The sequence below is a fragment of the Flavobacterium sp. C3NV genome, assembly GCF_046825355.2.
Taxonomy (GTDB): domain Bacteria; phylum Bacteroidota; class Bacteroidia; order Flavobacteriales; family Flavobacteriaceae; genus Flavobacterium.
Genome location: NZ_JBKQBJ020000013.1, coordinates 108,451 through 121,372, shown reverse-complemented (window position 1 = coordinate 121,372; position 12,922 = coordinate 108,451). Strand labels below are relative to the sequence as shown.

The following is a 12,922-nucleotide window of genomic DNA, read 5'->3' as shown; positions in this document are numbered from 1 at the left end:
CTATTAGTTTTCTAACTGGACTTGTGAATTGAGGTGCAGAGGATTTTTAATTGGACGTGCCAATTGGGCTTTAGACGCACTGCTGTGCGTCTCTACGATTAAGCATGTGTGGATATTACTATGACGATGCAATTTGATTAATAATCAACAGTGATAACGAATTGATAATGATAAGTTGATAATCGTCTTATGAAAACTACGCGCGCATGAGGGATAGAGCTAAGCTACCGAAGTAGCAGTGAAAGCCCGACAGCATCCCGATAAGAGGGCGTATACGCGCAAAGAAACTTTGCCCTCTTATCGGGATGGTGGCATGCCCCTATTTTTAAGGTTCTGAGATGCTAAGTTTTTTTTCTGGGCTTGAGATTAGTTGGAAAGTTTATAAGGTTTTGTTAGACGATAAAACTTTGTATATCCTTGAGAACTAAAAAGACAAAAGCCTGTCTCTTTCGAAACAGGCTCTTTGTAAAAAAAAATAAACTAACACAAAACTTTTAATTATATCCTTGATTTTGTTTGAATACCTTTTGATCAATAACGGTTTGCGGAATTGGGAATGCTCTTCTAAAGGGTTGAGAAGCAGCTTTTGCAGTTCCGGCTAAATCAAATTTTCCAAAACGGATACTTTGTGGTCTTCTTTGTAATTCCCAGTACAATTCGAAACCTAATTCTTTGTACAATTGATCTGAGTCTAAAGCAGTAAGTGCTTTTCCCGGAGCATTGCCATATAAAGATTCTCTTTTTCTGCTGGTACGCAATTTATTAAGATCGATCATAGCTAATCCTGCGCTTCCTTTTCTAAAATAGGCTTCGGCTCTCATGGCGTAAATTCCTCCTAAACGGAATAACGGAATATCGACATTACTGTTACCGTTTCCTCCTTCAGGATCGAATTCGTATTTAAAAACACGAGCTCCCTGATTGATTTCGTTTTGAGCAAAAACAGATTTTGTAGGGTCTGCAAAGGTCAATGATGGTGTGAAATTCATTCTTGTACCTGTACTTTTTTCCATAAATAACGGAGAAACTTTGATACGGTTACCTACCATTTCAAGAGATCCTGAAGCTAATAATATAGGACCATATTGAAGCCCAGCCTGAATTCCTCTGTTGAAATGGAACCAAGGCAGCGCCGGGCTGCTTTTAGGTACAATATCGGTTGCTGGAACACTTACATCTGTACCATCGTTCATGAACCATGTACCGTCAGCATATTGATAATGCTGTTCGAATCTTGGATCATCATGATTACCATCCCATGATGCGTAAAATTCAGGAGTTATACAAGCAGCATTTGTTCCTCTGTTTGCTGCAGATGCTCTTTGGTTACGCTCCATACACACATAAGCAAAACTGTTTGAACCGTTACGGATGTAATCTATTTTTTGAGAAATGGCGAAAATAAGTTCTTTACCATTATTGTTGTCTCTTGCAAAGTTTTTGAAAAAATCGCTTTCTAAACTGAATTTTCCTGAATCGATTAGTAAAGAGGTGTAGTAAATAACACGGTCCATATCTGTTCCTGTGCTTCCTGTTACGGCCGGTTCATTAAAATTGAAATTTGATGACGCATTGTAACGATCTTTGAACACAGCACGATTTAAATACATATTGGCTAAAAAAGCATAAGCGGCTTGTTTGGTAAATCTTCCCTGATAGGTTCTTTGCGTACCAATATCAGCCAAATCAGGAATTAAAGCCTCAACATCTGTAATTAATTTATCGATTTGAGTATCTGCTTTTAAAATTTGTAAAGTGGCTTTTGTATCCATTGGATCTTTATATGGAGCCTGTGCGTATAAATCTAAAGTGGTATACATGTAAAAAGCCATAAGTGCTTTTGCTTCTGCAGCATATAATTTCTTTTCAGGAATTGTACTTTGTTCAGCTGATTGTATAGCGGTTATACAACGTGTAATACCATTTGTTAATAAATCCCAGTTACCTACAATGATTGAATTGGTTGAGCTCCAGGTAAATTCGTGCATATCTCTCCATTTTCCGCCATCTCCCCAGTCACTTCCGCGAGTTGGTAAAATAGCTTCATCTGTAGTGTATTCCTGCATGGCAAAAATGGCTCCATGATCAACGAAAGTTCCGTCACCCAATCTGTCATAAGCGGCAGCAAGTGAACCCGCAGGATCTGAAACTGTATTTCCAGGTATTTCATCTAAAAAAACTTCATCCAGATCAGTACAGCTGTTGAGAAGAAAAATAAAAGAGAATAATGTTAAAAATTTTATGCTTAATAATGTCTTTGTCTTCATAATTTATAATTTTAAAGTTGCTCCAAAACTGAACGTTCTCGAAGTTGGATAAGCTGCGTAATCAATTCCAATAGATTGGTTTCCGTCGGTTGCTTTAGGCGTATTTACTAATGGATCAAATCCTGTATAATTTGTAATTGTAATTAGGTTGTTTCCTGTAACATAAAGTGTTAAGCCATTAATCCAGTTTAATCCTTTCAAATCAAAATTGTAACCTATACGTGCCGCATTTAATCTTATAAAATCAGACTTTTCTAAGAAAAGCGTAGACAAAATTGGTGAGTTTGTTGGGTTTGCCCCTGACTCATAATATCCTGTTGCCACGTTACGATCTGATGCTAAGTTGTTAATATTCAAAGCATTCAATCCTGTGTTATTCAACAAATAACCGCCTGTTTGCCCGATAATTGAGAATGAAAAACTAAAGTTTTTATATCTCATATCACTGTTGAAACCGTAATAAAAAGTGGGTAAAGCTCCTTCGATAATAACCCTGTCGCTGTTATCAATTTTACCGTCTCCGTTCTGGTCTTTAAATATGTTTGCTCCGTTTTGATCAAAACCAGTGTGCTCTAATAAATAGAATGAACCAGCCGCATAACCGCTTTTGTAAATATTAGCATTAACACCTGATTGTCCAGGACCAGAAATAGCACCTGTTAAGATTTCTGAAAGCGGTAAGTTTTCAATTTTGTTGTTTAAAGTAGATCCATTCACATCAACATTCCAGGTAAAATCTTTTCTATCGATGATTTTAGAACCCAACATAATCTCAATACCCTTATTAACAATTTTACCATCGATATTTGTCCAGATAAATTTTGTCTGACTCAAAGGAGTTGAAGGTATATACAAAATAGCATCTGTAGTTGTTTTATTAAAATAATCTACAGTTCCATAAAATCTGTCATTCCATAAATTAAAATCAAGACCTACATTATATTGTGTAACAACTTCCCATTTTAAATCCGGATTTGCTGTTCTGGAAACAGAAACACCATTTACAAGATTTAAATCATCATTTAAATAATATCCGTCAGGGCCAGCCAAAGAGTAACTTGCCTTAGTTTGTTTATTGGGTACTTCCTGATTTCCTGTTTGTCCCCAACTTGCTCTAAGCTTTAGGTTATTGATTGTTTTAGAATCTTTCAGGAAATTTTCATTAGTAATATTCCATCCTAAAGCAAATGAAGGAAAATAACCGTATTTGTTATTATCTCCAAAACGTGTAGAACCATCAGCTCTCATAGAAGCTGTCAATAAATATTTATTATCGAAACTGTAATTTAATCTTCCAAAATAAGATTGCAATTCGTTTTCCTGAGCATAACCTGTTGTACCAGATTGTGTTCCTGCAAAACCTGGATTAATAGATGGTTTTACACCTGCTCCCTGCGCTGAAATTCCATCAATACTGAAACTTGTTCCTGATCTTTCAAATTTTTGATAAGAGAATCCGCCAAGAACTTCAAATTTATGTTTATCGAATGCCTTATTATAAGTTAGATAATGCTCAACCAATGAATTTTTTGAATCAAGATTGTTCTGAACATATTTACCTTTTGGATTTAAATCGGTAAGGTTGGGATAAATTGTAGTATTTCTTTCTGATGTAGAGCGATCTACACCAATATTCAATTTATATTCTAATCCGTCGATAATTCTGAAAGAAGCCTCCAGATTTCCTAAAACTCTTAATGTACGCGTTTGATCCTCATAAATACTTAATAAATAAGCTGGGTTATAATGTGCGTTCATATTAAAATTGGTGTACTTTCCGTTAGCATCAAAAACTGATCTGGTTGGGTTAGCCATCAAAGTATGCACGATCAATTGTCCGTTAGAACCACCGTCATCACTTGTAGGAACGCCATCATCTGTAGTCTGGCTCGCAGTAAGATTCAATTTTAATTTTAAACGTTTGTTGTCTAAAAATGATTCAGCAGCATTAATTCTACCCGAAAGACGTTTGAAATTACTGTTATGAATAATACCTTCCTGATCCATTTGTGCAACAGATGCATAATAATTTCCTGATTCTGTTTGTTTTGCAAAAGACAAAGCGTTGTTTGTAGTAATTGCAGATCTAAAAATTACATCCTGCCAATCTGTGTTTCCACCATGATCAAATGCTTTATCTTTTATAGCGTTTCTATATTGGCCTGCATCTAAAACATCTAATTTATGAGCAACAGTAGAAACTCCCATATAAGAGTCAAACGTTAATGTTCCTTCGCCTTTAGATCCTTTTTTAGTCGTAACCAAAACAACTCCGTTAGATCCTCTTGCTCCGTAAATAGCTGCAGCAGATGCATCTTTAAGAACTGTAATCGATTCGATATCACTTGTATTCAAAAAGTTTAATGGATTTTTTGCCGTTGAACCTCCAAAACCAACATTAGTTCCGGCAGGGCTTGTATCATCATTAGACAATGGCATACCATCAACAACAAACAAAGGTGTACTTCCGCTTCTGATAGATCCCACTCCACGAATGGTAACGTTTACACCAGCACCAGGTTCTCCGCTTGTATTCACAACACGAACACCCGCAACTTTTCCTTGTAATAGATTATCAACAGAAACGTTTACACCTTGTTTAAAGTTAGCCGCTTCTAATTGTGTAACAGCTCCGGTAACATCTTTTTTGGCTTGTTTTCCGTAACCCACAACTAAAACCTCGTTCAATTCGGCAGTGCTTGGTTCTAACTGAACAGTCATAAAACCAGACTGTGCAGCAAGAACTTTTGTTGTGTATCCTACATACGAAACTTCGATATTTTTTCCTTCTCCTACAGAAAGTTCAAATACCCCGTCAAAATCAGTAACAGTTGAGTTTGAAGATCCGCTTTCGATTACAGTTGCACCCGGAATTGGTAATTTATTTTCGTCAACAATTTTTCCTTTTACTCTAATTTTATCAACTGCTTTTACAGGAACTGCTTTTGGCGCAGCTGCCTTTTGAATTAAAACCAATTTACCATTAATGTTATAATTGAAATTGGCTTTTTTAGAAAGATCACTTAAAATTAATGCCACAGATTCATTTGTGTAATTTACTGTATACGTGGTATTATCAGCAATAATAGCTTGTCCGTAGCTGAATTTATAATCCGTTTGCTGGCTTAATTTTGAAAAAATAGAAACAAGTGTCGCTTTTTCTATTTTATTTTCTATTTTTGATTTTTTTAATGAATTAGTTTTACTAAAACCACTCTCAATGGTCAGTAACGCTAGTACTAAAAAGATGAAACTCTTTAGATTTAAATAAGAAGGTTTAAAATACATGATTTAAGTTATTGGTTTTTTTACGATACTTAATGATAAATGGCAGTTGTTCTCAGCAACTGCTTTTTTGTTTTTAATCCACTTTTACTATTTCGCCATAAACTTTAAATTTTAGGTTTGTGATATAATTTATTTGTTCTAAAACATTCTCTAATGATGCGTCCTTCTTTATGAACACCGTTAATGGCGTTGCCAATACGAGCTTATTTTCATACTGAAATGAAACTCCGTATTTATATTGTAAAACCGTAATTACTTGTTTTAAAGTAGTTTGATTGAGCGTAACATCTGTATTGTACCAATTGACCAAATAAGATTTTTCAGCCATTTGTTTGGTTAATTTTTGTGCCGTAAACAAAGCTTCCTCGTTTGGAACCAAATCTACGCTCTGCCCTTTCGTAGAAACATTTACCTTACCGGTTAACACAATCACTTCGCATTTTGATTTTGACATTTGAATGTGAAATGAAGTTCCTACAACCCTTGTTTTAATTTCGCCTGAGCTAATAATAAAAGGATGTTTCTTGTCTTTGGCTATTTCAAAAAATGCATTTCCTTTTAGTAAAGAAACTTTTCTTTGTTCGCCCATAAATTTTTCAGGATACTGAAATGATGAATTTGCTGCCAGATAAATTTTCGAGTCGTCACTTAATTGGATAGATTTGGGGGTATCTGACGTTTTAAATGATAATTGCTTTTCGGCTGTAATAGCTGGTTTAAAGTAAATCCCTAAACCAACCAGAAAAAGAATGCTGGCAGCTGCCATATATTTTAAGTAAGGATTGAAGGCCTTCTTCTTTCCTATTCGAATTTGAATATTGTCGTAAATATCCTGAGCAACTTCGTCCGGGTTTCCCATTGAAGTTGTATCCCAATTTGATTTTTGATATTCACTAAAAGTAAAATTATGCAACAAATCTTCTTCTGCTCTTGAAGTTTTATGTCGGGAACTTTTATTGATAAGATATTCTAAACTGTGCTTGATTCTTTTTACCATAATACTTGTTATTATCAATAAGTACCAGAAATGCAAAATCGTACTATCGTGAAATATTATGAAACCATTAACAGAAAGTTATCTTAAAAGTTTTTGTGCAAAATAATGTATGGAGCAAGCCAGGCAAGGTCTTTCAGGCCTTCACGCAATTGTTTTAAGGCCGAAGAAATTTGATTTTTTACGGTTTGTTTCGAAATCCCAAGTTCTTCGGCAATCTGATCAATTGACATGTCCTGAAATTTGTACATCAGCAAAACTTCTTTTCGTTTCTCCGGAAGTTTGTCTAATAAGGAATAAAGCAAATCCATTAATTCAGGATCGATCGAACTGAAATTATCAATAATATAATCTTCGAATTTATCCTCAAGAATCGTCTTGTCGAACTTGTTATTCTGGTAATGTTTGAAAACCTGATTTTTTACCGCACGAAACAAATAAGGTTCGATGGCATTTATAGTAATGTCATCTTTTCTTTCCCATAAATCGATAAAAACATCCTGAACAATGTTCTGCGCCAAGTCTTTATCCTGAGTCATCGTATACGAAAAAGCATTCAGCTTTTTCCAGTAATCATTATACGTTTTTTCAAATACTTCAGGATTTTTCATAGCTTATTTTGGGACTGTTTGGTGATGTAAAATAATAAAATGTTATACCAAAGTTTTTTGCCTGAACGTTATCTTTAAATTAAATAAAGAATTATTCTGATGTAGAAATACTACTATTTTAGGGCAATGATGACAATCAGGTTGCGATTTCTTTTTTTTTTAATAACATAAAAATCAAATCCTGTCTTTACATTAGTACTTTCTAAAAAAAGGTAATTTTCTAGTGCTGCGTCCTCAGTTCTAATAAAAATTACACTTTCAAAATCATGAAACAAATTCTGTTTACTTTATTTCTTGCCGGCGCCATAAACAGCAGCGTTCAGGCTCAAAATGACAATTTAAAAATCAATCAAATACAAGTAATAGGTTCTCATAATAGTTACCGCCAGAATATCGAACCGGATTTATACAATTTCATTCAGGCAAAAGACACTTCGCGCTCTCTAAAAGGATTGCAATACACGCATATTTCAATTACAGATCAATTGAATAAAGGTTTGCGAAATCTTGAAATTGATGTTCAGGGCGATCCTAAAGGCGGAAAATTTGCACATCCAAAAGGGTTGGATTTGGTAAAATCTGAAAAAGTTTATGACCCAAATGGAGAAATGAACAAACCTGGTTTTAAGGTTTTTCACATGATCGATATTGATTTTAGAACATCTTGCTACACGCTTCAAAATGCTCTTGCAGAATTAAAAAAATGGTCTGATGCCAATCCGGATCACGTTCCCGTTTTTATCACGCTGGAACCCAAAGATGACGACAGTTTTTTAGGTACAAAAGCAGAGAAATTTACACCTGAATTATTTGATGCTTTAGATGTTGAACTCCGCAAAGGTTTAGGCAATAAACTAATCACGCCGGATATGGTTCGCGGAAAATACAAAACCCTTGAAGAAGCGGTTTTAAACAACAATTGGCCAACGCTGAAAAAAGCAAAAGGTAAATTTTTATTTATTTTGGATAATAACGGAGCCAAAAGAGATATGTATTCGCTGAATCATCCATCCCTAAAAGGACGCTCCGCTTTTATCTGTGCAGAACCAGGAAAACCGGAAGCAGCCACTTTAATGATAGGCAATTCTGAAGATCCAAAAATCACAGATTTAGTTAAAAAAGGATATCTTATAAGAACCAGAGCAGATTCTGATACTAAAGAAGCCCGCAAAAATGATTACACACACTTTGAAGCTGCCAAAAAATCCGGCGCTCAAGTCATCACAACCGATTATTATTTACCAAGCACTTTCTTCGATTCTCCTTATCAGATCAAATATGATGATGGCAGTTATGTGAGAATGAATCCGGTTACTGGAGTGGAATAAGTTTTCAGTCTCAGTCTCATTATTCAGGTTGGAATGAGCGAAAAAATTTAACCGCAAGGAGCGCAAAGGTTTTTTGTTTTAGATTGCGGTTAGTAAACGCAAAGTTCGCAAAGCTAATTGATAAAGCTTTGCGAACTTTGCGTTTTATATAAACCTTACATGTAAAAAACCTTTGCGCTCCTTGCGGTTAAATTCACACCCAAAATTACGCTCCAACAAAACTTGAAACCTGAAACTATTTTTCAGTCTTAATCTCTCCACTCTTCAAATCAACCGTAAAATGATCCGCAGGAACTTCATGCATGAATTTATTAAAAATGATCAGAAACAATCGCATTTGGTTTTGCAATGGTTTTTCTTTTGATGCATTTTCTTTATGGTTTTCGAAAAATAACTGAGATACTACTTTATATTGTTTCGCTCTTTCAGTTCCCACATCTGCTAAAGCCAATTCGTCGGCGCTTCTGAAACGGTAGAAATCTACTAACATGTCATAACCTGTCCAATTAAAATCTTGTTTTTTTAGATTGTTTTCAGACAAAAGTTTATCTGTTTTACTTTCAGCTTCTGACCATTCTTTTTTGAGATTTTCTTTGTTCTTTAAAATCACATCAAAATCTTTATCCGATTGCATATTGGCTAAAACCAATAAATCTTTTGCAGAAATATTGAGAATAAAATTCTTGAAAGATTCCGGCCAATCGTCTTTCAGGAAACGCAAACGAACTAATTCCTTTAGATGAAAATCGGTAAAATCGTGATAATTTTTGGTTTTTAAAATATCGATATTCCAGATGTCTTTTGTGTTTTGACTTTCTAAGAATTGATATTCCATTTTATACAAATCAAAAAGTTCACCGTATCGCGGAACCTCATCAATTGTAATCGTTTGAATGTCTACCAAATTATCTTTTTTGATTGTCAATAATTTATAGGCCGGAATATAAGCTGCCAAAGATGGTGTCTGAATATTGACCAAAGTATTTCCTTTTGCTGTGGTTCTGGTTCCTGTATCATTAATATGCATATGTCCGCCAAAATGAATCTTCAATCCCGCATCAGCAAAAACCTGAGCAACTTCTTCAACCGGAACGCGGTTCAATTGCCATTTATTTGGACCAAGCAACTCTTTTATTTCCGCGGAAGCGTCATCATTAAAATCAATCATCGGGAAATGACTAAAAGCAATCAAAGTTTTGCCTTGTTGTTTGGCTTGCGCCGAAATTTCTTCGACCCATTTTATAAGGTGTTTTTTGTTCGAAAGTACATTATTATAACCAGTACTGGCTTCCGAATAATTTTTAGGATCTTTTGGATCTCCCTCGTTCTTTTTAGGGATATAAACATTTCCGTCGATTGCCATTAACCAAAGTCCATCGACAGGTTCAACGACATAACTCACATCCGGAACTTCAAATCCAAGGGAAACATTATAGACTCTATTGGATAATAAAGCGGCTTTTGATGCTTTTTCGAAACTATAATCTTTAGAAGTATAAGTTGAAAATGGTGTTGCCCAGAATTTGTATTTTTTGTTGGGATAAAAACCAAAATTTTTGAGATTATCAGTAATTCCCAAATAACCCATTTTAGCAATATCGGCGGTCACAACAACAGGCTGTTCGATGGTTAAGTTTGGCTTATAGAGGCCTTCTTTGCTATAAATGGGTTGACTTTTACCGTCTTTTCCTAAAAAATCTTCTTTACCGGATTCCTGAGCAAAAGGTCCAACGGGATCGTGATTTCCAGTGGTAATGAAAAACTCGATATTGTATTTTTTTCTGTATTCATCTAAAATTTTCTCTAAGCCTTTTACGTGAATCGGCTGACCGTCATCTGTGTAATCTCCCGGAAGTGCGACATATTTTATCTTTCTTTTTGCGATATCTTCTAAAGCCGCGATGAAAGCAAAATAGTTCTCATTGAAAATTCGGGTCGAATGCAACTGAGACGCCATTGTTCTCATTAACGTATATTTTCCGGTTTTCGTATTCAGAATGCCTTTAAAATCATTATCAGAAAATGTTCCGAACAAATCCTGTAAATGAACATCAGATAAAAAAGCAACCTGAACGCCATCAAGATTCTTTTGTTTTTGTGCTGAAATTGTATTGTTTAATAAAACAAAAAATAGACTGGCGAAGCAATATTTATGTAGAGAGGAAAATTTAAAAATCATAGGTTAGGCTTTTGTAAATGGGGATTTTTTAAAACGATTTGCAATTTTATGAATTAAAACTTTAAAATCCTTTATCGTATTGTTACCTAATGATAATTATTACTGCTGTGCCGTGATGTTGATTTAACCGCAAGGTTCGCAAAGTTTTTTAAACTGGTGCGTAATAATCGCGCAAAGTCGCAAAGGCGCCAAGTTTTTATTTTCTTTGCGCCTTCGCGACTTTGCGATTAAAAAAAATCCTTGCGAACTTAGCGTAAATCTTAGCGCTCTTCGCGGTTAAACCTTAATAATCAAAAACAGGGTTTAATGACAGAACACGGACAAAAACTTATTGATATCGCCAAAGAAAATGGGAAATGGGAACCTGTATAAAAAAACAATCTTGCCATTTCTGACAAGATTGTATTAACCCTTCTCAAAGTCTACAAGTTTGACAAAGGTTGAAATAAACATAACTAACAATATGTGCAATTGCGAATTTAACCGAGAAGAAACAAAGCTTTTTATTTTCTTTGCGACTCTGCTACTTTGCGAGATTAAAAATTAAATCTTAGCAATTAAATCTTATTTTTTAATAAAACGTCTCACGGTTTGCGTACCTTCTTTTTCAAAAACAATCAAATAAATACCTGATTTTAAAAGAGAAACATCTACGCTATTGTTGTTTACTTTTGAACCTGAAACAACAGCACCGGTTTGAGAATCTATAATACTCACATTGGCATTGCTTACATCCTGAGTAATAGAAAGTGTACTATCAACAGAAGTTGGATATATATTTAAAGCCACAAACTCTTCTGAAGCTGCAGATTTTGCAGCTAAACCTGCTCCCGATTTCGTGATTCTGAACCAATTGATATTGACACCCGAACTTTGTATAAATATCCCGAAATTGTACGTTCCGGCATTTACATTTACAGTTTGAGAAACCGTTTGCCAGTTTTGCCATCCTCCTGTATTAGGAATATTGACATTCCCTAACTGAATACTTCCCGCATTTAAATCTGATGATATCCTGGCACCGGTTACGGCACTTGCGACTCTATATTCGATTACGTAAGATCCTGAAGTAGGGAAATTAATATTCGAATATGCCATCCAGTCGCCTGTATCTGCGTAACCAACATTAAGGCCTCCGCCTGTATCTGTAGTAGATTCAGTTTGTACACCACTCATCGAAGAGTAGCTTTCTGCCTGTATTAAAGTTCCTGTACCTGTTGGTGGATTACTTCCGGTAATAACCTGATTTACGGCTGTCAATAATGATTTGGCACCGGTCGCGTCCTGAGACAATTCCCAAATCATAACTCCGCCCGCATTCTGAATCGCGAATGTTGTTTTTGCTTTGATTGTTGGAATTCCGTTATAATAAATCGTATTTCCTACCTGATCCAGATTTTCTGCTCCCGGATATTGCGCTACGATATTGGCATAAGAAATTCCCTGATTAGCAGAAGCTCCAAAACCATATCCGTAAAACGGAAGTCCAATGATCGCTTTACTTGCCGGTAAACCTCTTCCTGTCCAGTAATTAAACTGATTTACGGCCATGCTATACGGAGAATGTTGTCCTGGGTTTCCCGGTTGCCACGGTCCTGTTGCATCATATGCCATGATGTTAATCCAGTCAAAAGCTGCAAAAGTAGATGCAGGTACATTTGCACCACCATATCCTTCTGAAAGTGCTGCCGAAATTAGTTTTCCATTAGCATGCAATTTCGCAGCAAGCGCTATTACAAATCCGCCATAATCGCTATTTATTGCCGGCCCTTCAAGATCCATGTCGACACCATCAAAATTATGAGCCACAACATAATCGTAGATTTTCTGAATAAAAGCTGTTCTGTTGGCAGCTTTAATCAAATTGAAGTAGTTATCACGAATAGCGCCTCCTTCAGAAACTGAGCCTCCTCCAAGGGAAACAAACACTTTTACATTCTGAGCATGTGCCGCATTAATGATGGTATTAGATCCTGAATTAAAAGATAAATATCCGTTGGCATCCGGATTTTCAAACGCAATATTGATGTGCGTTAATTTGCTGTATTGAACGCTGCTCGAAAAGGCATTCAGATCTACCCAATTTGGGATATAAGCGATAACTTTTTTTTGGGCAACTGATAAGTTAACAACACCCAGAACCAAAATCAAGATCCATTTTAGCTGGATCACTTTGTAATTGTTTTTCATAGTAACATTTTTTAATAGATTAATAGATATGTAAATTTTCGGGGGAGAAAATAATTTTAGTTTTT

General features: G+C 35.4%; 7 protein-coding genes. 1 reads left to right on the top strand and 6 read right to left on the bottom strand.

All coding sequences use genetic code 11. The features are described from left to right. Window positions 1–494 precede the first annotated feature (494 nt). The 4 genes from ACIDC4_RS18035 to ACIDC4_RS18020 form a co-directional block, all read right to left on the bottom strand. A complete protein-coding gene (locus ACIDC4_RS18035; protein ID WP_412043643.1) occupies window positions 495–2,267 on the bottom strand; it encodes a RagB/SusD family nutrient uptake outer membrane protein in 1,773 nt (590 codons plus the stop codon). Window positions 2,268–2,270: 3 nt separating this feature from the next. Continuing rightward, window positions 2,271–5,555, bottom strand: a complete 3,285-nt coding sequence (locus tag ACIDC4_RS18030; RefSeq protein ID WP_412043642.1) for a SusC/RagA family TonB-linked outer membrane protein — start codon at window positions 5,553–5,555, stop codon at window positions 2,271–2,273. A 73-nt stretch (window positions 5,556–5,628) separates the two neighbouring features. Continuing rightward, window positions 5,629–6,552: a FecR family protein gene (locus tag ACIDC4_RS18025; RefSeq protein ID WP_412043641.1), complete on the bottom strand. Its 924-nt coding sequence runs from the start codon at window positions 6,550–6,552 to the stop codon at window positions 5,629–5,631. An 83-nt stretch (window positions 6,553–6,635) separates the two neighbouring features. Next, window positions 6,636–7,160: an RNA polymerase sigma-70 factor gene (locus tag ACIDC4_RS18020; protein WP_230039268.1), complete on the bottom strand. Its 525-nt coding sequence runs from the start codon at window positions 7,158–7,160 to the stop codon at window positions 6,636–6,638. 266 nt (window positions 7,161–7,426) lie between these two features. On the opposite strand from ACIDC4_RS18020, the gene ACIDC4_RS18015 reads away from it, so the two are divergent. Continuing rightward, window positions 7,427–8,488: a phosphatidylinositol-specific phospholipase C1-like protein gene (locus ACIDC4_RS18015; RefSeq protein WP_412043640.1), complete on the top strand. Its 1,062-nt coding sequence runs from the start codon at window positions 7,427–7,429 to the stop codon at window positions 8,486–8,488. A gap of 235 nt (window positions 8,489–8,723) precedes the next feature. Here ACIDC4_RS18015 and ACIDC4_RS18010 read toward each other — a convergent pair whose 3' ends face one another. Further along, window positions 8,724–10,667: a metallophosphoesterase gene (locus tag ACIDC4_RS18010; RefSeq protein ID WP_412043639.1), complete on the bottom strand. Its 1,944-nt coding sequence runs from the start codon at window positions 10,665–10,667 to the stop codon at window positions 8,724–8,726. A 564-nt stretch (window positions 10,668–11,231) separates the two neighbouring features. Next, window positions 11,232–12,857 carry a glycosyl hydrolase family 18 protein gene (locus tag ACIDC4_RS18005; protein WP_412043638.1) on the bottom strand — a complete coding sequence of 542 codons (1,626 nt, stop codon included), beginning with the start codon at window positions 12,855–12,857 and terminating at the stop codon, window positions 11,232–11,234. Between the last annotated feature and the right edge of the window lie 65 nt (window positions 12,858–12,922).

Coding starts and splice junctions, on each gene's coding strand:
- ACIDC4_RS18005 (WP_412043638.1), bottom strand. CDS start 12,857: ATGAAAAACAATTACAAAGTGATCCAGCTAAAATGGATCTTGATTTTG.
- ACIDC4_RS18010 (WP_412043639.1), bottom strand. CDS start 10,667: ATGATTTTTAAATTTTCCTCTCTACATAAATATTGCTTCGCCAGTCTA.
- ACIDC4_RS18015 (WP_412043640.1), top strand. CDS start 7,427: ATGAAACAAATTCTGTTTACTTTATTTCTTGCCGGCGCCATAAACAGC.
- ACIDC4_RS18035 (WP_412043643.1), bottom strand. CDS start 2,267: ATGAAGACAAAGACATTATTAAGCATAAAATTTTTAACATTATTCTCT.
- ACIDC4_RS18020 (WP_230039268.1), bottom strand. CDS start 7,160: ATGAAAAATCCTGAAGTATTTGAAAAAACGTATAATGATTACTGGAAA.
- ACIDC4_RS18025 (WP_412043641.1), bottom strand. CDS start 6,552: ATGGTAAAAAGAATCAAGCACAGTTTAGAATATCTTATCAATAAAAGT.
- ACIDC4_RS18030 (WP_412043642.1), bottom strand. CDS start 5,555: ATGTATTTTAAACCTTCTTATTTAAATCTAAAGAGTTTCATCTTTTTA.